The sequence below is a fragment of the Rhodococcus sp. C3V genome (assembly GCF_029269915.1).
In the GTDB taxonomy this organism is placed as follows: Bacteria; Actinomycetota; Actinomycetes; order Mycobacteriales; family Mycobacteriaceae; genus Rhodococcus_F; species Rhodococcus_F qingshengii.
Genome location: NZ_JARJBE010000009.1, coordinates 119131 through 141908, shown reverse-complemented (window position 1 = coordinate 141908; position 22778 = coordinate 119131). Strand labels below are relative to the sequence as shown.

15 protein-coding genes are annotated in these 22778 nt (G+C 62.5%); 6 read left to right on the top strand and 9 right to left on the bottom strand.

Annotated features, from left to right (window positions below; genetic code table 11):
- Nucleotides 1-33 precede the first annotated feature (33 nt).
- The gene (locus P3G66_RS22730; RefSeq protein ID WP_007726683.1) at nt 34-1344 is read left to right on the top strand and encodes a S1 family peptidase; all 1311 of its coding nucleotides are present in this window, start codon (nt 34-36) and stop codon (nt 1342-1344) included.
- 79 nt (nt 1345-1423) lie between these two features.
- Here the strand turns inward: P3G66_RS22730 and P3G66_RS22725 are convergent, their stop codons facing one another.
- Nucleotides 1424-2074 carry a glycine zipper family protein gene (locus P3G66_RS22725; protein WP_003943407.1) on the bottom strand — a complete coding sequence of 217 codons (651 nt, stop codon included), beginning with the start codon at nt 2072-2074 and terminating at the stop codon, nt 1424-1426.
- Between the two features lie 359 nt (nt 2075-2433).
- On the opposite strand from P3G66_RS22725, the gene P3G66_RS22720 reads away from it, so the two are divergent.
- Nucleotides 2434-5589 carry a (Fe-S)-binding protein gene (locus P3G66_RS22720; RefSeq protein ID WP_058227558.1) on the top strand — a complete coding sequence of 1052 codons (3156 nt, stop codon included), beginning with the start codon at nt 2434-2436 and terminating at the stop codon, nt 5587-5589.
- Nucleotides 5590-5762: 173 nt separating this feature from the next.
- On the opposite strand, the gene P3G66_RS22715 is transcribed toward P3G66_RS22720, so the two are convergent.
- Both P3G66_RS22715 and P3G66_RS22710 read right to left on the bottom strand, forming a co-directional pair.
- Nucleotides 5763-6218 carry a hypothetical protein gene (locus P3G66_RS22715; RefSeq protein WP_003943690.1) on the bottom strand — a complete coding sequence of 152 codons (456 nt, stop codon included), beginning with the start codon at nt 6216-6218 and terminating at the stop codon, nt 5763-5765.
- A 45-nt stretch (nt 6219-6263) separates the two neighbouring features.
- Complete coding sequence (locus P3G66_RS22710) at nt 6264-7442, bottom strand: DUF6745 domain-containing protein (RefSeq protein WP_125050428.1); 1179 nt, start codon at nt 7440-7442, stop codon at nt 6264-6266.
- An 808-nt stretch (nt 7443-8250) separates the two neighbouring features.
- Here P3G66_RS22710 and P3G66_RS22705 point away from each other — a divergent pair.
- Nucleotides 8251-8619, top strand: a complete 369-nt coding sequence (locus P3G66_RS22705; RefSeq protein ID WP_276117128.1) for a hypothetical protein — start codon at nt 8251-8253, stop codon at nt 8617-8619.
- Here P3G66_RS22705 and P3G66_RS22700 read toward each other — a convergent pair.
- Nucleotides 8609-10549 (bottom strand): prolyl oligopeptidase family serine peptidase, encoded by a 1941-nt coding sequence (locus P3G66_RS22700; protein ID WP_276117127.1) that lies wholly within the window; start codon nt 10547-10549, stop codon nt 8609-8611. The genes P3G66_RS22705 and P3G66_RS22700 overlap by 11 nt on opposite strands.
- 76 nt (nt 10550-10625) lie before the next feature.
- On the opposite strand from P3G66_RS22700, the gene P3G66_RS22695 reads away from it, so the two are divergent.
- Complete coding sequence (locus P3G66_RS22695; protein WP_003943683.1) at nt 10626-11879, top strand: pyridoxal phosphate-dependent aminotransferase; 1254 nt, start codon at nt 10626-10628, stop codon at nt 11877-11879.
- 508 nt (nt 11880-12387) lie between these two features.
- Nucleotides 12388-13650, top strand: coding sequence for a YibE/F family protein (locus tag P3G66_RS22690; RefSeq protein ID WP_064689383.1), 1263 nt, complete (start codon nt 12388-12390; stop codon nt 13648-13650).
- Between the two features lie 9 nt (nt 13651-13659).
- Here the strand turns inward: P3G66_RS22690 and P3G66_RS22685 are convergent, their stop codons facing one another.
- Nucleotides 13660-15336 carry an Hsp70 family protein gene (locus P3G66_RS22685; RefSeq protein WP_276117126.1) on the bottom strand — a complete coding sequence of 559 codons (1677 nt, stop codon included), beginning with the start codon at nt 15334-15336 and terminating at the stop codon, nt 13660-13662.
- Nucleotides 15337-15485: 149 nt separating this feature from the next.
- Complete coding sequence (locus tag P3G66_RS22680) at nt 15486-16805, bottom strand: UDP-glucose/GDP-mannose dehydrogenase family protein (RefSeq protein ID WP_276117125.1); 1320 nt, start codon at nt 16803-16805, stop codon at nt 15486-15488.
- 108 nt (nt 16806-16913) lie between these two features.
- On the opposite strand from P3G66_RS22680, the gene P3G66_RS22675 reads away from it, so the two are divergent.
- The gene (locus tag P3G66_RS22675) at nt 16914-17438 is read left to right on the top strand and encodes a low molecular weight phosphatase family protein (RefSeq protein ID WP_276117124.1); all 525 of its coding nucleotides are present in this window, start codon (nt 16914-16916) and stop codon (nt 17436-17438) included.
- On the opposite strand, the gene P3G66_RS22670 is transcribed toward P3G66_RS22675, so the two are convergent.
- From P3G66_RS22670 to P3G66_RS22660, 3 genes are all read right to left on the bottom strand, one after another.
- A complete protein-coding gene (locus tag P3G66_RS22670) occupies nt 17410-18801 on the bottom strand; it encodes a polysaccharide biosynthesis tyrosine autokinase (protein WP_276117123.1) in 1392 nt (463 codons plus the stop codon). The genes P3G66_RS22675 and P3G66_RS22670 overlap by 29 nt on opposite strands.
- Before the next feature lie 538 nt (nt 18802-19339).
- Nucleotides 19340-20785: a polysaccharide biosynthesis tyrosine autokinase gene (locus P3G66_RS22665; protein ID WP_007726623.1), complete on the bottom strand. Its 1446-nt coding sequence runs from the start codon at nt 20783-20785 to the stop codon at nt 19340-19342.
- 639 nt (nt 20786-21424) lie between these two features.
- Nucleotides 21425-22750, bottom strand: a complete 1326-nt coding sequence (locus tag P3G66_RS22660; protein WP_007726621.1) for a UDP-glucose/GDP-mannose dehydrogenase family protein — start codon at nt 22748-22750, stop codon at nt 21425-21427.
- Nucleotides 22751-22778 lie beyond the last annotated feature (28 nt).

Genomic DNA, 22778 nt, shown 5'->3' with positions numbered 1-22778 from the left:
GTGGTACGCGGTCAACGAAGTGGAAAGGCCCACATGCGAAGCTCCATCGCACGTCGCGCCGCAGTGTTCGGTTCGGCCGCGCTGCTGCTCCTCGGACCGATCACCGCGGTCGCGAACGCAGAACCGAACGAATCCGGGGTATCCGATCAGGCAGCCCATCTGCCCGTCGAACTCGCCGAAGCCCTACAGCACGACTTGGCGCTGACGCCCGACCAGTTCGTCTCGCGTTCCGAACTCGCGCAGAAGCTCGCGGAGTTCGCCGCCATCGCGCGCGTCCAGTTTCCCGACTCTTTTGCCGGAGTGTGGCTCGACGACCTCGGTAAGGGCGTAGTCGCTCTCGCTGACGGTCGAGACAAGGATGCTGCCCGCGAGGCCGCCGAGAAGGCCGGTTTCGAGGTCAAGGACGTCGCGCAGAGCGAGCAGGCTCTGCAAAGTCAACTCTCGGCACTCAACACCTGGCTCGATTCGCAGCCTGCCGAGGTCGCAGACCTCGTGCGTGGCATTGCCGTCGACGTCGTCGGCAACGGAGTCGCCCTCACCGCCGATCCTGCCGCCGGCATCGAATTGCCTGAGTTCCTGAAGCGGACCGTCGTCCATACCGCTGCTCCGCTACTGGTTCCCCCGATCGTCGCGGACCTCATCCCCGCAACCGGATCCGCAACCGGCGACGCCGCACTGGGCGGAGACGCCTTCGGCGCAACCTCCGGTAACACTGGACTGCGTTGTTCGTTCGGCTTCAACGGCACCGACGGTTCAGGGCGCACGGTCAACATCAGCGCCGGTCACTGTGATCCCAATCGCGCCGCTGCCGGCACCTCGAACTCCAGCCAGGTCTTCCCGATGGTGAACAACCAGACCGGGCCCCGCGTCGGGTACTTCGCCAAGAGCAGCTTCGACGGGCGCGACTACTCGATCATCAACATCGACGACAACGCGAAGTACCGCTTCGAGAACAACAGCGTGCGGGTCCCGTTCAACCGCTCGGTCAACATCACCGGTACCGCCGATCCTGTCGTGGGCGCCCCGGTCTGCAAGGCAGGATCGACCACGGGCTTCAGCTGCGGCGTCGTCACCGGCGTCAACCGCGTCGCAAAGGTTTTGGATCACACCCTCGACAACGGCTTCACCACCAACATCTGCGTCCTGCAGGGTGACAGCGGCGGCCCGATCGTCTCCGGAACGTTGGCAGTGGGCATCACGAGTGCGTCCAACGTCGCCACCTCTCCCCTGTGCGAGATCGCTCAGGCAGAGACACTGTTCGGGCAAGAAGCCCCGACCCAGTACGCGACGCCGATCAACGACATCCTCGCCGCCAACCCAGGCCTGAAGGTTCGCGACTACTGATCACACGCATTCCTCGAGACAGCAAAACGGGCGCCACACCTTCTGAAGGTGTGGCGCCCGTTTCGGCGTTCGTGACGTTCTACTGGAAGAGAGTTGTTCCAGCCGGAGCGTTCAGAACCTTGATCAGGTCCAAGCCCGCGACGACGGCAGTTCCGCCGCCGGCGAGGATGGTACCGGCGACTCCACCGATACCGGCCCCTGTGACCATGCCGGGCAGGCAGCCGACGACCAGGCCGGGCAGACCCACGATGCAACCGATGACCGCCCCGACGATCGTGCCGGTGAGGCTACCGATCTGCGTGGCAAGCCCGAGCTGTGACTGGAACTTCTCGATTGCCTTCTGATCCTCGTCAGGCGAAGCAACCGGGGTGAACTCGGCAGCGACCGGCTTCGGCTTGGAGCTGGCCGGGTCCAGGTTCGGCTTGAGGGTGAGGGTCTTGCCGTCCTCACTGACGGTCTCGTCGAACGGGAACTGAACGTCGCCGAGGTTGAACGCGAGCGGAAGGCTCACGAGAGTTGCGCCCTGGCTGTTCTGCAAGTCGACGTGAGTTCCGTCGCCCGAGACCCGGAATGCTCCGGCGTCGATGGTGGTGACAACGGCCTGGTCGACGACCTCGGCGGTGTACGAAACGTCGGGTGACGTCTCCGGAGCTGCGTAAGAAGTACCTGCAGCGATGCCCGTAGCGGCAATGGTCATCGCTGCGACGGCCGCAGCTTTTCGAATGAACATTTTTGATCCTCCCCGGGATCGGGCGGGCGTCAGTCGATGACTCACACCACCCGTTTCCCCTGTGCGTGACGGGCGTAACGATAACAGCCGGTCGGTTGTTCTCACCTGCTCGGAACCCGACTTAGGGCTGCCTGACAGATGGACACCTGACGGGCACCGCCTAACGTGACGACCAGACATGTCTGCGTCTGGCCCAGCCCGTCCGACGCAGAAGATCGATCTCTCCAGGCCACGAGCGGTTACCAGCCGGTACCTACAGGCTGGTAATGCTAGTTACTGGCGGGTAACATAACGCAGGTTAGTATCAGTGGGCTGTCCCGAGGTGGCCGACGCGTCGCCCTGAAACGAAAGGCCGCGACATGAATGCCCTGACGATTACGTTGGGCACGATTGGTGCTCTGCTGAGCTTGGTGTGTTGGTACATCTTCCTCTCAGGCGCGCTGAGGATGTTCAACACCGTGCGCATCGGCCAGTCGGCACCCGATCGATGGCGCCCGTTCTTCCCTCGCTTCAAGCAAATGATCATCGAGTTCATCGCGCACACGCGCATGAACAAGTTCCGCAGCGTCGGCTGGGCCCACTGGCTCGTCATGGTCGGCTTCCTCGGTGGGTTCCTGCTGTGGTTCGAGGCCTACGGCCAGACGTTCAACCCCGAGTTCCACTGGCCCATCTTCGGTAACACGTGGGCGTGGCACCTGTGGGACGAGATCCTCGGCCTGGGCACCGTCATCGGTATCACCACGCTGATCGTGATCCGTCAGCTCAACCACCCGCGTCTGCCCGCGCGCCTGTCCCGTTTCGGCGGCTCCAACTTCAAGGCTGCCTACGTCATCGAAGGCATCGTCCTGCTCGAGGGCCTGGGCATGATCATGGTCAAGGCAGGCAAGATCGCGACCTACGGTCACGCCAACCCGTGGACCGACTTCTTCACCATGCAGGTCGCGAAACTGCTTCCCGCCAGCCCCGTCATGATCTCGGTGTTCGCATTCGTGAAGCTGATGACCGGCATGATCTGGCTCGCGATCGTGGGCCGCAACATAACCTGGGGCGTCGCGTGGCACCGCTTCTCGGCGTTCTTCAACATCTACTTCAAGCGTGAAGACGACGGCACCGTCGCCCTCGGCGCGGCAAAGCCCATGATGTCCAAGGGCAAAGTCCTGACGATGGAGAACGTCGACCCCGACACCGACACTCTCGGCGCCGGAAACATCGAAGACTTCTCCTGGAAGGGCTGGCTCGACTTCACCACCTGCACCGAGTGCGGTCGTTGCCAGTCCCAGTGCCCCGCGTGGAACACCGGAAAGCCGCTCTCGCCCAAGCTGCTCATCATGTCGCTGCGTGACCACGGCTACGCCAAGGCCCCGTACCTGCTCGCTGGTGGACGCAAGGACATGGGCGGCGACGAGATCGGTCTCGTCGACAGCGAAGGCAATGTCAAGGAAGGCGCCCTCGCAGCCATCCCCGAGGCGGCACGCCTCGAGGCCGACCGCAAGCTCGTCGGTGAAACCGTCGAAGGCGAGATGGCCCCGGTCATCGACGCCGAAACCTTGTGGAGCTGCACCAACTGCGGCGCCTGCGTCGAACAGTGCCCCGTCGACATCGAACACGTCGACCACATCATCGACATGCGTCGCTACCAGGTCCTGATCGAATCGGAGTTCCCCTCCGAGCTCGCCGGCCTGTTCAAGAACCTCGAGAACAAGGGCAATCCCTGGGGTCAGAACTCCAAGGATCGCCTCAACTGGATCAACGAGATGGACTTCGAGATCCCCGTCTTCGGCAAGGACGCCGACAGCTTCGAGGACTACGAGTACCTCTTCTGGGTCGGCTGCGCCGGCGCCTACGAAGACCGTGCCAAGAAGACCACCAAGGCCGTTGCCGAACTCCTCGCCACCGCGGGAGTGAAGTTCATGGTCCTCGGCGCCGACGAAACCTGCACCGGCGACTCCGCACGTCGTGCCGGCAACGAGTTCTTGTTCCAGCAGCTCGCGATGCAGAATATCGAGATGCTCAATTCGGTCTTCGACGGTATCGAGCAGAAGAAGCGCAAGATCGTCGTCACCTGTGCGCACTGCTTCAACGCCCTCGGCAACGAGTACCCGGAGGTGGGCGGCGATTACGAGGTCGTGCACCACACTCAGCTGCTCAACCGTCTGGTGCGCCAGAAGAAGCTGATCCCGGTTGCGTCCGTGAGCGAAGACGTCACCTACCACGACCCGTGCTTCCTCGGACGCCACAACAAGGTTTACGACGCTCCCCGTGAACTCATGGAAGCCTCAGGCTCCAAGCTCGTCGAAATGCCGCGTCACGGCGAACGTTCCATGTGCTGTGGTGCCGGTGGTGCTCGCATGTGGATGGAAGAGAACATCGGCAAGCGCATCAACGTCGACCGCGTCGACGAAGCGCTCTCCACCAACCCCAAGAAGATCGCCACGGGTTGCCCGTTCTGCCGCGTCATGCTCACCGACGGCGTCACTGCCCGCCAGGAGCAAGGCCAGGGCGAAGGCGTCGAGGTCGTCGACGTCGCGCAGCTGATGCTGAACTCCGTCACTCGTCTCGATCCCGCCCAGCTCGGCGAGAACATCAAGGTGATCCCGCGCGAGAAGGCACCGGTCGCTGCTGAGGCAAAGGCTGAGACCGTCGAGCAGGATCGGGTCGCCGAAGTCGAGGAAGCCGCCGCGACTCCGGAAGCCAAGGCTGCACCGGCAGGCAAGGGTCTGGCCATGAAGGGCCTCGCCAAAGCACCAGGCGCAAAAGCTCCCGGTGCCAAGGCACCAGGCAAGGGGCTCGGAATGGCCGGCGGGGCCAAGGCTCCCGGCGCCAAGAAGGCGGCTCCCGCCGCAAGCGCGGAAGCTCCCGCTGACGAAGCTGCTGCACCGGCAGCACCTGTCGCAAAGCCCAAGGGTCTCGGCTTGGCAGGCGGGGCCAAGGCACCCGGCGGCAAGGGACTGCAGATGAAGGGCGCCGCCAAGGCACCCGGAGCAAAGGCCGCTGCCGCGCCGGCAGCGGAAGCTCCGGCTGCTGAGGCTGCTGCACCCGAAGCTGCTGCACCCGTCGCCAAGCCGAAGGGTCTGGGCCTGGCGTCCGGCGCCAAGGCACCCGGCGGCAAGGGACTGCAGATGAAGGGCGGGGCCAAGGCTCCTGGAGCAAAGGCTGCTCCTGCTTCTGAAGCACCTGCTGCTGCTCCGGCAGAGGCTCCGGCCGCACCGGCAGAGGCTCCGGCCGCCGAGGCGGAAGCCCCGAAGGCTCCGCCTGCCGCCAAGGCCGGCGGACTCGGATTCAAGTCGGGCGCAAAGGCTCCCGGCGCTCGGAAGGCAGCTCCCGCTGCGGCCCCGGCGCCGGCTGCTGAGGCCCCGGCTCCCGAGGCCGAACCTGTGAAGGCAGAACCCGCTGAAGCGCCTGCTGAGGCGTCCGCACCCGCGGAAGCTCCGGCGCCTGCTGCCGCGCCGCCCGCCCCCAAGGCAGGCGGACTCGGATTCAAGGCCGGCGCGAAGGCTCCTGGCCGCAAGAAGTAAGCGCACCACACACGAATGCCCTCACCGTCACGGTGAGGGCATTCGTGTTTGTGCGGGAGCCTTTGCCGACCGAGCACCCTTTCCCTCGACCCAACACACCGTCCAGCACACGGAAACCGGTGCTCGCCCTGTGCAAGTGGTGCTCACTCCCCCGCCAACTCGAGGCCGGCGTGTCAATCGGCGACAAGCATCACCGCACCGCGCGCACGCCCGACGCCCCTTTCCTGCTGCCGGCCGATGACGTATCGTCCCGGAGCGATGCCGGTCGCGCCGTGCTCCGGGTGGATGAGGTACGCGGTCACTCGGGTGTCGAGCATGCCGAGTGCAAGGCCCCGAGCATCTTTCACCGGCGTCGACCACGTGCACTCCCCTTCGTCTGCAACCAGACTGTGGGGGTTCCCTCCCGCCGCACTTCGCAGCAGTTCCACGCCGGAGAGCGGCACTCTCACAGAGCGTGTCCATGGCAGAGGCGCCACGATATTTGCGAGCAGCGAAAACGGGATCACGATGAGATCGCCTTGCGCCTGAAGTCCGTCGATCACAGGAATGGACACTTCCTGGTCCAGGTAGTCGAAGACATCGAGGCCGGTGAGGCTGGTGAGAGCGGACAAGGTCATGTTCGAGTTCATAAGTATCACCCAAGGTTTGAGGATTGAGGGTAGAGGGTTCGGGATTCAGGTTCGACGAACGAGACGGGAATAGTCGGTACCGGTGATGCCGTAAGTCCATCCGGCGGCATCCAACGCGGAGGTAAACCATCCGGGTACGTGAAGGCCGTATCGACGCCGATGCCCGTCGCGTTCGAGAGAACCGTTGACCGCGAGGAGAATCCGTCCACTTCGACCCCAGCCCTCCGGCGACGCGTAGAGCTGCAGCAGGCAACCGGCGTTACCGGGATCGTCGGTTTGGTCGACCAGTGTCAGGCCCGCCAGCTCGATGTAGGAATCCCAGCCGATCCGCTCGATTGCACATCGACGGATCTCGACGTTGCGCTCGTGCGCGATGCGTTCGGCGGTGGGGTCGAGCACTACCCACTCTGGAACGATCGCTCCGTGTAGAACGAACGCCGTTGTACCGTCTACGAATTCGATTGCGGGGGAATCAGAATGATGCAAGCGCCGTGCTCCCTGCGCGCTGCCCGGAATCGGTTCGGCATGTAAGGCGGTGGGTCGTTCCGCCATGATGCACACGTCGTCGAACGCCCACCACCACCCGGTCGAGTCGGCCAGTGCGGTCTGCACGTCGAGGAGTTCACGGTCTTCCGAGCGGAAAGTCGCAAGACCGAATCGATGACATGTGTCGTAGTACGCGATTCGATGTGCGTCCTGCTGCCCGTACCAGGTCACTTCCCCGGCCACCCGAGTCGACATCGTTCGTATCGCAGCTGCGACGCCGTCGAACAGCGTGGTGTGCAACGATTCCCAAATGGACGCCCTGACCAGGCGCTCCCCCTGCCGGCGTTCCATCTGCCAGCCAGTTCTCCGACGTTCGATCCGCGCGTCCATGCGTCGGCGCGATGCCGCAAACATGCTCGCGATATACCCGGAAGCGCAGTCGAGGCCGGTGCCGTCCAATGACATCTTGGTCGACAGTCCTTCGGTGACGATCAGGTCCGAACCAGCAGACGGCGACGGGACCCAGACGAACTCCGGTTTCGGGAGCCCGGAGCGCCGATACAGTTGCGCGACAGAGGCTTCTGCGGTGTCTCTATCAGCAGGACGAGTACACAATCCGCGTTCGAGCCACACGTCGCGGATCTTTTCCAGGGCCAGACTGTCTTCATCGAAGAGATTGAAGTTCTCGGGCAATGTCGCTCGATGTGATGCCGACGAGCGAATCGGTGCGGCGCTCACGCGACGGTGGCGGTGTCCGCCTTTCCTGTAGTCATAGTTGAACAGCCTGGCACGCGAACGCTCCGGACGCAAGGGTTTCCTAGAGCGCGACACCGGGAACCTGCCACCGTTTCCCCATACCGAACACCCTCTCCAGCGACGCGAAACCGGTTCGAACTGTGGACAAGTGGTGTTCACTCACGGCTATCCACACCCCCGGGGTCACGGCTTCCTTTCCATCGCCGGGCGCAGCAAGATCGATCGACATGGGGGAACAGACACATATCATCCGCAGGCCGGACCAACTGTCGATCGGTCGCACCGATGCCGAGATCCGACAGGCCTGCGCTAGTGGAACCTGGGCCAGAATCCATCGTGGTGCGTACGTGGACAGCGGCCACCTGTCCCGCCTCGACGCATACGGACGACATCGATTGCGGGCAGAGGCCGTGGCCTGCGCCGCTTCACCCGGTGCCACTGTCAGCCACGTCTCGGCTGCGGTTCTGCACGGTTTCGAACTCTGGAACACTCCGCTCGAGGTCGTTCACCTGTCCCGGAACCGGCGAGGTGGTGGCCGAAAGTCCGCTCGACGTCACGTGCACTCGACATGGCTGGCGGACAACGAGATCACCGAAGTCGATGGGCTGCGCGTCACGACTCCGGCACGAACTGTTGCGGATCTCGCGAGGATACTCACTTTCGAACAGGCTCTCGTCGTGGGCAATTCAGCGTTGCACCGTTCAAGTTTCCCAAGGACGCGGTTGCAGCATCGCTGGCACTCAGCCCGAACCATCCGCGCCATCGACATGCGCTCCACGCGCTCACCGCGATGGACTCCCGTATCGAAAGCGTCGGTGAATCACGGAGCCTCGCATTGTTCCTGCACGAACACTTACCGCTCCCCGAACCCCAGGTCGACATCCACGACGCTCGAGGGTTCGCCGGCCGCGTCGACTTCCTGTGGCGTGAGCAGCGCACCATCGGAGAGTTCGACGGCCGCATCAAGTACGGCCGACTGGTGCCCGCCGGTCGCAGCCCCGAGGACGCGCTCTGGAACGAGAAGCTCCGCGAAGACCGACTCCGTGACGCAGGGTGGGAGGTCGCGAGGTGGACGTGGGCCGACCTGTCGACCCCGCCACTGGTGGCAAGTAGGATCCTGGCGGCCTTCGCGCGCAGCCACGGGGCCGTCAGCTACTGATCGCAGGCTTCCACAGCTCGATCGTCGGAATGCCGGGTGGAGTGAATCCGAGCACCTGCCCGTAGAAGGACAGCTCGGCGTTGCGTGAGCTGATGATGGTCGACTGCTTGCGGAATCCGTGAGATTCACCCTCGTAGGCCAGGTACGCGTGCGGAATGCCCTTGGCCACCAGAGCATCCCGGAATCGCTCCGCCTGCGAGGGTGGCACGATCGGATCGTCGAGACCCTGGAGAAGCAACACCGGGCAGTTCAACCCGTCGACGTTGTTGAGTGGAGCACGTTCCGCGTACAGGTCGGCAGATTCCGGCAGCGGGCCGATCAAACCGTCGACGTAACGCGATTCGAAATCGTGAGTTTCCTGCACGAACAGGTCCAGTTCGGCCACGCCGAAATAGGAAGCACCACAAGCGAACACGTCGGACGTCGTCAGTGCGGCCAGAACGGTCCAACCACCGGCGGATCCGCCTTCGATGGCAAGGCGGGCCGGATCGGCAAGCCCCTGCTCGGCCAACCCGTTGACGGCGGTGACGACGTCCTGCACGTCGACGACACCCCACTGACCACGCAATCGATTACGGTACTCACGTCCGTAACCGGTCGACCCGCCGTAGTTCACGTCGACGACGCCGATTCCGCGGCTGGTGAAGAAGGCGTAGACGAGGTTGAGGGCCGGTGCGACGTGCGCCGTCGGCCCGCCGTGAACAAACGCGACATACGGCGGTCGTTCATCGTCGAGCCCTTTGTATCGCGGACTGCGCGGCGGATACGCAACGGCGTGAACTTCTCGCCCGTGTCCGTGAGCCACGACGGCTCGCGCTTCCGGAAGGTAGGCAGACTCGGGCAATTCTTCGACCGACGAACGGATTTCGGTGAGTTCGCCGGTACCGAGGTCCAGTTCACGTAGCGCGCCCGCCAGTTTCGCGCCTCCCGAGATGAGCAGTAACCGATCGCCGCGAACCTGCATGAGGCCGATGCTGGTGACACCCGGGGTCGCGATGTCGCGCAGTTCCCCCGACGCCGGGTCGAGTACCGCCAGCGTGTCGGTTCCGACGGTGCGTGCGGTGAGAAGGTGCCCGTTGCCGAGTTCGACGAACCAGCGCCCACCGAAGCGCCACTGCGGGCCACCGAAATCCGCGTTCACCGGGCAAATCGGGCTGATCTTGCCGCCGACGCGATAGATGTTCCACCAGCCGCTGCGATCGCTGATTGCGTAGAGTTCGTCGTCGGTGATCCACTCCGGCTGCAGGACGGACTCTTCAAGTCCGCCGATCAGCACGGAATACGCCTGAGCGACGCCGTCGACGAGTGGAGCTACCCTCAGTTCGGTACCGTCCCAGGGCATTTGCGGATGGTTCCATGCGATCCAGGCGATCTTGGTTCCACTCGGCGAAAGCCTCGGTGACGAGAGGAAGTCCGAGCCGCCGACGATCGAGCGGATGTTGCCGGAATCGTCCAGCGGAATCGCGCAGATATCGCGAGTGATCGCCCCGTCCTCCGCGTGCGCTTCCCGAACCGCCCACACCTCGCCGTTCACGATCTGCAGGTCTGCGTATCGCAATGCGGCCGGCGACGCCGGTTCGGGCGTCAGAGCCCGTGGAGTGACTCCTTCGAGGATGTACACCCGCTGATCGGAGAATTCACTGAAGACCAGTTTTCCGGACTCGGTGACCGTCCAGGCGCCACCGCCGTACTCGTGAACCCTGGTACGCGCGTTCCACGGCGCGGGGAGGATGTCGACGGGTTGGTTGTCGAGACCAGATCGACGGATCGAGGTCCGACCACCCTCGGTCGGACGAAGTTCAGCCCACCAGATCTCGTCACCGACGTATCGTCCACCCTCGACAGGGTGCCCACCTGCAGCCAGATCAGCTGCTCCGATCGGAGAAGTCCACGATCCGTACGGGGCTGCAATCTGCTCGCTGGGGGTCATCGCTCGACAATAGCCAACGGGGCGTGCGACACGGTCCCCGACAATGCACTTGCACAGTGGTGGAATCATGTAACTCGTGAGCACACCAGAACCCGTCCGCCACCGTCAGCCGCAGCGCGAGCTGGAGCAGTCGTCGAAGCTCCAGAACGTCCTGTACGAAATCCGTGGACCGGTGCACGCGCATGCCGCCCGGTTGGAGGCGGAAGGACACCGGATCCTCAAGCTCAACATCGGCAACCCGGCACCGTTCGGATTCGACGCCCCCGATGTGATCATGCGGGACATGATCGCCGCCCTGCCCTATGCACAGGGCTATTCGGAGTCGAAGGGCATTCTGTCGGCGCGGCGCGCAATCGTGACGCGTTACGAGCTGGTTCCCGGCTTCCCCGAGCTCGACGTCGACGACATCTACCTCGGCAACGGTGTTTCCGAGCTGATCACGATGACCATGCAGGCCCTCCTCAACAACGGCGACGAGGTTCTGATCCCAGCACCGGACTACCCCCTGTGGACTGCGATGACGAGCTTGTCCGGAGGGACGCCCGTCCACTATCTCTGCGACGAGGCCAACGACTGGAATCCCGATATCGCCGATATCGAATCCAAGATCACCGACAAGACCAAGGCTCTCCTCGTCATCAACCCGAACAACCCCACGGGTGCGGTGTACTCGATGGAGGTTCTGCAGCAGTTGGTCGATCTGGCACGCAAGCATCAGCTTCTGCTGCTCGCCGACGAGATCTACGACAAGATCCTCTACGACGACGCCAAGCACATCTCGCTGGCAACACTTGCCCCTGATCTGCTGTGCCTGACGTTCAACGGCCTCTCGAAGGCCTACCGCGTCGCCGGCTACCGCTCCGGCTGGGTGGCGATCACGGGCCCGAAGGATCACGCGGCCGGCTTCCTCGAGGGACTCGATCTCTTGGCGTCGACCCGTCTGTGCCCCAACGTCCCCGGACAGCACGCCATTCAGGTCGCCCTCGGCGGTCACCAGAGCATCGAAGACCTGATCCTGCCCGGCGGCCGCCTGCTCGAGCAGCGCGACGTCGCTTGGGAGCGATTGAACATGATTCCGGGCGTTTCGTGTGTGAAGCCTCGCGGCGCGCTCTACGCGTTCCCTCGTCTGGATCCGAACGTCTACGAGATCCACGACGACGAGAAATTGGTTCAGGACCTGCTTCTCCAGGAGAAGATCCTGATGGTTCAAGGCACCGGGTTCAATTGGCCGAATCACGATCACCTTCGGATCGTCACCCTTCCGTGGGCCCGAGATCTCGCCGTGGCCATCGAGCGATTCGGCAACTTCCTCACCAGTTACAAACAGTAGATTCTCACGCTGAATCCGGCTGAAATCGAGTAAACAATTCGTTGTACAAATGCCCCGTAAACGTAAAACTGCGGGGCATTTGTGCGACCTTGGTCACATTTTTCGCAAACCAGGCGGTTTGATTGACTCTTTAACTATTTAGTGACCTGCCCCGATGTGAAAACGGTCCAACCGGTACGTGATTCGTTGTGAAATTGGTAGTTGGACAACGCGCCAAATCGGTTTGAAATTGGGTACATTAGTTAGCAGCACTTCGGTGCCGCGAGCACCTGGTATCCCTCCCCCCCTGTGGATACCAGGTTGGTGGCGGGGACAACCCCCCCTGTTCCCCGCCACCCAGCTCGACCAATCCCAGTTTCACAACCCCTCATCGGTAGCACCGGTTTTCGCCGACTCTGCCTTGCGGCGACACTGCCTTTCACCGACACTGCCGTCAGAAGCTGACCATTCGCTTCGGAGCCGATAACATTGCACCGGTGCAAATCCCCAGTCCGACACTCAGTTTCCGATGAGTCACGGCCATGGCCACGGTGGCCCCATTCAGATCGGCCCCACCGCATCACGCGTCGTCATCGGGTTGCTCGTCGTCATCGGCATGGTCGTCGTCGCGGCAGCTGTCGCACTGTGGCCGGACAAGAACACCATTCCCGTCCCACTCCCCTTCCAGAATGCCGACGGCAGCTCGGTGGAAACCGAGGCGGGCACCGTCACGATGCAGGATCTCGGTGACTGCGGAAGTTCCTCTGCCGGAAGGGTATTCGTCGGTGCCCCGCAACCGCCGCCTACCTCCGCCTACCAGTGCCAGCGAAGTATCGTCGATATCGAATCCGGGCCGAATGCCGGAACGAAGACATTGCTCGAGGTCATTCCGGGCGCCGGTCAGCCGGACCTTCGCGTGGGTGACCACATTCGGCTGGTGCGTCAGACCGACCCGAACGGAAACACGCAGTACTCCTTCGAAGACTATTCGCGTGGGCTCCCGCTGGCGTTGATCGTCATCGCGTTCGCCGTCGTCATCATCGCAGTCGCACGGTGGAGAGGGCTGCGCGCACTCGTCGGCCTGGTGATCGCCTTCGGCGTAGTCGTCGGGTTTCTCCTACCCGCTCTGCTCGACGGCAAGCCTGCGATACCGGTTGCGCTGGTCGCCGGGGCGGTGATCTTGTACGCGGTTCTCTATCTGGCGCACGGGGTCTCACTCAAGACCAGTTCTGCTTTGCTCGGCACCCTTGCCGCCATGGTGCTCGCCGCGGTTCTCTCCTACCTCTGCATTGAACTGACACACCTCACCGGTTTGTCTGAAGAGCAGAACACCAATGTTCAGACCTATATCGAGCACATAGACATCACCGGCCTGCTGCTGGCGGGCTTCATCATCGGCTCGCTCGGCGTTCTCAACGACGTCACCATCACCCAGGCATCCTCGGCATTCGAGTTGGCCGAACTCGACAAGCATGCGTCCCGTCGAAAAGTCTTCGGCGGTGCGATGCGGGTCGGACGTGATCACATCGCCAGCACGGTCTACACCTTGGTTCTCGCGTACGCGGGTGGGGCGCTGCCACTGCTACTGCTCTTCAGCGTCAGCGGGCGCCCACTTCAGGACGTCCTGGTCGGTGACGCCGTCGCAATCGAGATCGTAAGGTCCGCTGTCGGCGGAATAGCCCTGGCGCTTTCGGTTCCACTCACCACTGCCATCGCCGTGATTCTCGCCCGTCCGCCCGGTAGCGCGGTCAAGGTCGGCCCCACGTCAGGTGGCCGACACTCCAAACGCTGAAAGCGAGCCTCAGAGTCCGGGAATCGGTGGGAGAACCGGCAACAGAATCGGCGGAAGCCCCGGGATGTAGATCGCCGGCGGTGGCGGCGCGGGCGCGGGCGCGGGCGGCACGTAAGTGTCCTGCACGACTGGCGGAGCCTCGACGACCGGAGGGGCTTCCTCCGTCGTCGTCGGGGGCGGGGTCGTTGTGGTCGTAGGCGGCGGGGTAGTCGTGGTCGTCGGTGCCGTCGTGGTCACCTCGGTTGCCACGGGTCCGGCGTCCTCGGAATCGAAGACCTTTCCTCCGTAGCCCAATCCCAGCCCCACGATCACGATCGCCGCGATCACACCGGCGCCGAGGCCCGCGAACCGTAGCGGGTTTCTCGGCTCTTTGGATGTCGATTCAACGGGTTGTGTCCCGGCGAGCCAGGACGGGTGTGCGGTTCCTGCCCCGGGTCCCTCGCCTTCGTACATCGCCGAGTACGCCTGGGCGTCAACCATCACGGCCTCGGTGTCTGCGTCACGTTCTGTGCCGAATCCGTCCGTGGCCTGGTCGCTGTCGGCGACCACGAGATCTGCGGCCGGATCGAATCGTTGCTCGTGTCGGTTCGGTCGCGGCTGAGGCAGTTCCGCCGCGTAAGGGCTCGGCACCTGTTCTTGCGGAACGGACTTCGTGCCGGAAGTGACTTCGGACAAGGCATTCGGCCGCTCCGATTCCGCGAGCGTTGCGACCCCTCCGTGGCTGAACGCCTGAACCGGAACGGGTACCTCCGCCGGGGTGTGGATCGGATACGGCGCAAAGATCGGCGCTACAGCCGGAACCTGAACCGGGGCAGATACCGCGCGCGCCGATGGCGTCATCGACGACTCCGCGATCAGCGCAGCGCCTTGAGCGGTCACGAGTTCCGGCTGCTCGGGCGCGATGAGGGGGCACTCCAGCCACGCGGCGAGGGTCGCCCGCACGATCGGAATGCGTGCACCGCCACCGATCAGGAGAATCGCGTCGGGGTTACGGCCGGACGTTGCGATGACCTCTCGTATCTCGCGTGCGAAGGCCTCCACCGACGTGACGACCAACGAATCGAAAACTTCCCGCGACAGCAGGAGAAGCCCGCCGGGGCCGGGCAGGCACACCGCACTTCGTGAGGACAGCTGTTCCTTCGCGAGTCGGCATCGCGCCTGCAGTTCGGCATCGCCGCCCGGGTCGGCCGGCGTAGTTATACGGCGACGCACGGTCTGATCCGAGTAGACGAGCTCGTCGAAGTGATCTCCACTGACCCGCGTCGACCGGGCGGTGACGACGGTAGACCGCATCTGCCTGTCCACAATGCTGATCGTCGATCCAGAACTACCGATGTCGACGACGACGAGTGTGCTCTGATCGGTCAACGCACCGAACTCCTCGAGCATTCGAAGCGTCGCGACTACTTCGGGAACCAGCTCGAAGTTGTCGATGCCTTTCTGTTCGAACGCTGTTTGGAGTGCTCCGGCCTGCGCTTGATCCCGGTAAGCGACGACCGTATTGCTGCCGAGGTCGGCATTCTCGGTCAAGGCCACGCCGGTTGCCTCCGCTGCGACTTCCTCGGGAATCTCGCGGCCTCGATCGACCGCTCTGGATCGGAACACCGGACCACTGTGGTCGGGCGTCCCCGGGCGCGCCAAACGCACAGCGCTGGCTCCCACCGTCACACCCAAAACCAAGTTCATGATCCACCTTCGTCGACCGTCGACGGGTTCCGTCACCAGACCCCGTCATTCCCCGGCCGGAAGTCTACCCACTGGGCATGGTCTGCGAGGTTCGCGCATCTCACCTAAGGCCTTCTCGCAGCTATTTTTTCGCTACCTGGACGTTCGACCTACCGCCCCAATCCGCGATAGTTCCAACCGGCGGCGCGCCACAGGTCCGGATCGAGGCAATTTCTGGCGTCAACGATCACCCGCCGCCGAACGAGTGGTTCCAAATCGGCGGGCATCAGTGAGGCGAACTCGTCCCATTCAGTGGCGATCAAGACCACATCAGCATTCCTGCAAGCTTCTGACGTGGAGGTTGCGTAGTGAAGGGTGGGAAACAGTCGGCGAGAATTATCCATTGCCTTCGGATCGAAAACGGTGACCGCCGCCCCGTGCAACTGCATCATTCCCGCAACGTTGAGCGCAGGCGAATCGCGTACATCGTCGGATTCGGGCTTGAACGCGGCTCCCAGCACCGACACGTTAGCTCCCAGCAAACTGCCATCGCAGGCTGCCGTCACCAGTTCCACAGCTTTTGTCCGTCGTCGCATGTTGATGCTGTCGACCTCGCGGAGGAAGTACAGCGCCTGGTCGACACCCAACTCCCCGGCGCGTGCCATGAACGCCCGAATGTCCTTCGGCAGGCAACCACCGCCGAACCCCAAGCCCGCATTGAGGAATCGTCTACCGATCCGAGCGTCGTACCCGAGAGCGTCGGCCAACATCGTGACGTCGGCGCCGGTCGCCTCGCACACCTCCGCAATCGCATTGATGAAGGACACCTTGGTCGCGAGAAACGCGTTCGCAGATCCCTTGACCAACTCGGACGTCGCCAGATCGGTCACGAGGAACGGCACCCCCGCGCCCAGTATCTCGGCATACACCTCGCGAAGAACGCCTTCGGCGTTTCCCGGCCGGTCACGATCGATCCCCAGAACCAACCGGTCAGGGCTCAAGGTGTCCGCGATCGCGTGTCCTTCACGCAGGAACTCCGGATTCCAGGCCACCTCTACCGAGCCACCCGCCGGCGCAGTCGCTCGGAGTCGCTCGCCGAGAGCCGCTGCCGTGCCTACCGGCACCGTCGACTTCCCGACTATCAGCGAAGGCTTTCGCAACAACGGCGCCAACATGTCGATCACCGAATGAACATGACTCAGATCTGCGGCGTACTCCCCCTTCTTCTGGGGCGTCCCCACACCGACGAAATGGATGTCCGCAAAATCCGCGGCATCGGAGTAGGAAGTCGTGAACTGCAGCCGACCCGACGCCAGATTCTTCTCCAGCATGTCGGTCAGACCCGGCTCGAAGAACGGGACCTCCCCACGAGACAACTTGTCGACCTTGGACTGGTCGATGTCGACTCCCAGCACGTCGTGGCCAAGTTCGGCCATACACACTGCGTGGGTCGCCCCCAGGTATCCCGTTCCGAACACGGTCATCTTCATGTGTTGTTGGTATGCGTCCGAACTTTCCGAAACGCGTACGCCAGGTGGGCGCGAAACCAACATCGGGCGTACGACGAGTGCGTCGCGTGTGCAACCTATGCTTCTGCCATGCACGTTCTCTTCGTTTGTACGGGAAACATCTGCCGATCACCCACGGGCGAACGCCTTGCACGTGCTTATGCCGCCGAAGCCGGGGTCACCGGATTCACCGCCTCGAGTGCCGGAACCCGGGCGATGGTCGGACACCCGATCGAGCCAACTGCTGCGAGGGTTCTCGCGGGGCTCGGCGGCGACCCCACGGAGTTTCAAGCCCGACGCATGACAGCAGCGCTGGCGTCGGACGCCGACCTCATTCTCACGATGACCGAAAGTCAGCGAGACAAAGTCCTGGCGATGGCTCCGGCGCGGCTCAAGCGCACGTTCACACTTCGAGAAGCCGCACGGTTGGGCTCGCTCGCAGATGCAGGAACTGTCGAGGACCTCGCCGCCGCCAGACCCCGATTTCGTGCCACCGAACCCGAGGACGTCATGGATCCGATGGGTAAGGAAGAGAACGTGTTTCACGAGATCGGACTTGAGATCGCCGATCTCCTCGGCCCGCTGCTCAGCCGACTTCACTTCGGTGAGCGTTGAGCGCGGGCACCGCGGTCAACTGCGGTAGCGACTTGTCCGACTCGTAGTAGTAGCTGTACTCGTACGCATTGCGTCCGCGAGACGGCGTCATCGTGATGACCGTGCCCAGGACGTGCGCACCCACACTCTGTAGGTTTCCGACCGCGCGCGCCAGTTGATCGCACTTCGTGGAGCCGTGTCGGGCGATCACCAGTGCACCGTCCGACATCGCGGCCAGGACCGCGGCATCCGTGACGGGTAGCAACGGCGAGGCGTCGATGATGACGTAGTCGTATCGCGCCCGCAGTTCCTCGAGAACATGTTTGGCCGTGTCCGTGCCGAGTAGTTCGCTCGGGTTCGGCGGGATCGGTCCGGAGGCGAGCACTGTCAGCCCGTCGAACTCAGTCGGCTGAAGCACATCGTCCAGCGTCGCTTGATCGGAGAGCACCGAACTGACGCCGACACTTCCAAGCAATCCCAAATACTTCGATACTCGCGGGTTCCGGAGGTCGCCTTCCATCAGGCACACTGATTTGCCGGCCTCCGCCAAGACGAGAGCGATGTTCACGGCCGTGGTCGTCTTACCTTCGGAGGGAAGCGAACTCGTGACGACGATGACACGCGGTGGATGGTCCACCTCGAGGAACTGAAGGTTGGTGCGCAATTCACGGAAGGCTTCGGCACTCACGGAACTTCCGTCACTGAAAGCGATCGCGTGATTGACTTCGACGTCCTTGTCGAACGGGATCGTGCCCACCATCGCCGAACCCGCGATCTCTTCTACAGTTCGACGATCTTTCACCGTGTTGTCGAGTCGATCACGAATCAACGCAAGCGCGATCCCCATAACCAGTCCCGCCACTGCGCCGAGCGCGAGGTTGCGCGAAGTCTTGGGTGACACCGGAACAGTCGGCTGTTGAGCCTGCTGTTCGACGACCACACGTGCAGGCGGTGTTCCGCCGTTCTCGGGTGTCTCCAGTTCCTTTGCCAATGCCACGAATTCGGATGAGAGAGTGTTCGTGATCTCGCGTGCGAGTTCCGGTGACGCGTCCTTGACTGCGAGGTCGATCAACACAGTGTCGGGCGCCGACGTGGCAGTGACCTTGGAGGCCAACTCGTCAGCCGACATCCCGCCGACCACCCTCGGTCCCAGTTCGTCGATCGTCCGCTGTGCGAGTGTTCGGCCGGTCAGGAGTTTTGTATAGGACAGAACTCGCTGCTGTGAAAGTTGACTGCCCTGCAGTGCCTCGTTGACCGAGGTACCCGCCGACGTCGAAACGAACAACCGGCTCGAGGCCTGGTAGATCGGTGTCGAAAGAAGAGAAGCGCCAAGGGCTCCGAGGATTCCGAGGACGGTTACAGCAGCCGGTGTGGGCACGGACATCGGCCCAGAACTCGTTCAAGCTGTGTCGCAACTGGATAGCACCAAGGTATCTGCCGTCTCGAACGATCCATCAGTCGGCGGCAGGGTCAATATCGCGTCCCGGTACTGCACTAGACTGCGCCAGCAACTCTCACACCAACTGCCCGAACCCATCGCGGGATGCAAGGTCGAGCCTGAGACCGTGCGCAACCCACAACGCCGAACCGGGCTGATCCACCTATGGGCCCGCCCCACTCGTCGCACGACTCAGCCAGGACGCCCACAAGGACTCGTACGCAACCAATTCGACGGCTATAGCAGCGATGTTCGATGTCATAGCGGCACTGGTCAAGCAGGGACAGCTCAGACCGCAGCGTCACATCCCGCATGCCCGTGCCTACCCAATTACTGCGACGGCCGATGAACCCGTATTCCGCACTGCGCGTCGCAGACTCAGAGGACCCGACTAGAGAATTGCGTCCGATTCACCACATACAGAAGGGCCCTCGAGCATTGCTCGAGGGCCCTGTGAGGCGTCGGGATTTAACGTACGACCAGGTCAGATGACTGTCGACGTGACCTTTCGTTCGCCGACTGGATTGCTGTCCACGGACCCTTCCACGGCCACGTCAGCGACAACCGGATCGGAATCGTAGTAGTACTTGTACTCGTAGACACCACGACCGTTCAGCGGGGTCATCGTGATGACAGTACCGAGAATCGTCGCGCCCACACTGTGGAGATTGCCGACCGCCCTGCTCAGCTGTTCCCTCTTCGTCGTGCCGTGACGAGCAATCACTAGCGCACCGTCCGCCAGCGCTGAAAGAACTGCAGCATCCGTAACCGGAAGCAACGGCGAGGCGTCGATGATGACGTAGTCGAACCTTCTGCGGAGATCGGTAAAGACCGCATGGGCAGTGTCAGTGCCCAGAAGTTCGCTCGGGTTCGGGGGAATCGGACCTGAGGCAAGAACCGTCAGGTCAGCATTGCTCGTGACTTGAAGTACGTCGTCGAGATCTGCTTGCCCGGCCAGGACCGAGCTCAGACCAACGCTTCCGATAAGTCCCAGATACTTCGAAACGCGAGGCTTACGGAGGTCACCTTCGACGAGACACACCTTCTTGCCTGCCTCGGCCAACACGAGTGCGATGTTCACCGCAGTCGTGGTCTTTCCCTCGGAGGGAAGAGAACTCGTAACGACGATGACACTCGGTGGGCGATCCACGGCCAGGAACTGCAGATTGGTTCGCAGCTCGCGGTACGCCTCGGCACTTGCGGAGTTGCCCTCGTGGAAGTTGATCGCTTGATGAACTTCGCGTTCCTTGTCGAACGGAATTGTTCCCACCATCGCCGCGCCGGCGATGTCTTCGACCACCTTGCGCTCTTTGACGGTGTTGTCCAGGCGATCACGCACCACAGCCAACCCGATCCCCAGCAGAAGCCCGATCGCGGCACCGAGCGCCACGTTCCGCGAAGTCTTCGGCGACACCGGTTCCGCGGGAGTTTGTGCTCGCTGTTCGACAACGACGCGCGCAGGTGCTGTGCCACCATTTGCGGGCGTACCCAGATCTTTGACCATCACGACAAACTCGTCCGAGAGCGCATTTGCGATTTCACGTGCCAGTTCAGGCGACGCATCTTGCACGCTCAAATCGAGCAGTACTGTATCCGGCGCCGATGTGGCGGTCACCTTGGACGAAATCTCCGCAGCGGAAAGCCCGCCGAGTCGATCGGGCCCGACTGAATCGATCGTTCTCTGTGCCAGTGTCTCGCCGGTAAGGAGCTTGGCGTAGGAAGTGACCAACTGCTGTGAGAGCTGGTTACCTTGGTAAGCCTCGTTCACGGTTGTTCCGGTAGAAGTCGACACGAACAGGCGCGTGGAAGCCTGGTAGATCGGCGTGGCAATCAACGAGGCGCCCAATGCGCCCAAGATCACGACCACAGTGACGACAGCGACTATCTTCCACCGTGCCTGCAAAATCTTCAGGTAGTCCCGTACATCCATCGTCGAATCTCCTTCGGCTCGAACACGTATCACGTCTTCGAGTAGTAATCGACAGCCGCTGTCGAGCCGCTGCACTCAATGCAGGCTGAACGAGGCAGCCAATCTTCTATCGCGTGTCCCTGCGTCACAGCGCGAGGTATTTGCCGAAACAGCCAGGGGGGAGAGGCCTTCACGGCATCTCACACATCTCACTTCCTGGCCGATGCATGATCGGGAAGTGGCGAACACGCGACACTGACAAACCCGCGACACTGACATCGGGCCCACTCACACATCGCGCAGAGCAGACACAACGTGCAGCCAGGCTGAACTCTACTGCGTCATTGGTCTTTTCACCACCGCAACGGAGCCTCGAAACTTCCTAGACATCGTCAGTCGACTGTGCCGACCATGAAAGGGTCACATACCACCGCGGGCCGTAGGACCAACGTCCGTCGACGACCAACTACGCAACTTGCCGCCGGAAGTTGATGCATACCAACCGAACAAGGCAACATGCCCCTCACCCTGTGATGCACGAGCGGCTATCCCAGCATCTCCCCCGGCCACAGCTCGCTCGCTGACGGACTTTGGTCCCGGGCACACGGCCACTTCCCCTCGATGCCTACAACACCCACCCTCCGTGAAGGTTTCACCGGTTTACGGCCTTCCGAGACCTCGGTAGGTCCACCCTGCGTCGCGCCAGGTGGTCGGTTCCAGACAGTTACGTCCGTCGATGATGACCTTCTTGCGGACGACAGGTTCGAGGTCCGACGGCAACAACTTTCGAAACTCGGCCCACTCGGTCAGAACCAAGACGACATCAGCGCCTGCACACGCTTCAAGTGCGCTCGAAGTGTAAGTGAGGGTGGGGAACAACGCCTTCGAGTTTCCCATCGCCTTCGGGTCATAGACATTGACGGCAGCGCCTTGCAGCTGAATCTGCCCGGCAACGTTCAGCGCAGGTGAGTCGCGCACGTCGTCGGAGTCAGGCTTGAAGGCTGCACCGAGAACCGCCACATTGGCTCCGAGTAGAGAACCACACGCTTCTCGAGCCAGTTCGACCATCCGAGTACGACGACGCATGTTGATATTGTCGACTTCGCGTAGGAATGTGAGTGCTTGATCTGCTCCCAGCTCACCAGCACGTGCCATGAAAGCACGGATGTCCTTCGGTAAGCAGCCCCCACCGAAACCGATTCCGGCGTTGAGGAATCGCCTACCAATTCTCTCGTCATGGCCGATGGCATCGGCAAGAACGGTCACATCCGCACCTGAAGCCTCGCACACCTCCGAGATCGCATTGATGAACGAGATCTTCGTTGCCAGAAATGCATTGGCTGATGCTTTGACCAACTCCGAAGTCGCAAGGTCGGTCACAACAAAGGGAATACCTTCGTTCAAGAGTTGCTCGTACACTTCACGCGCAATCGATTCCGCACGTCCGGGTCGATTGCGGTCGACCCCGAGCACAAGCCGGTCCGGGTGAAGCGTGTCTTTCACCGCGTAGCCTTCCCGGAGAAATTCCGGGTTCCACGCCACCTCCACGTCTTGTCCGGCAGGCGCCAGTTCCCGTGCCCGCGCACCCAATCGCTCTGCTGTACCGACTGGCACAGTTGATTTCCCGAAGATTACGGTCGGCCTGGTCAAGAGGGGTGCGAGTGTCTCGATCACCGAATCGACAAAACGCATGTCGGCCGCGAACTCCCCCTTCTTCTGCGGCGTACCGACGCCGAGGAAGTGGATGTCGGCGAACTCTGCGGCCTCCTCGTAGGAAGCCGTGAATCGAAGACGTCCCGCGGCTATGTTGCGGCGCAGTACTTCCTCGAGTCCCGGTTCGTAGAAAGGAACCTCCCCAGCTTCGAGCATAGCGAGCTTGTTCGGATCAACATCCACCCCGAGAACCTCGTGACCCAACTCGGCCATGCAAGCTGCGTGTGTCGCCCCGAGGTAGCCTGTGCCGAATACCGCAATACGAGAAGTCATAACGATGTCTGCCTGTCGAAGTCGAGTT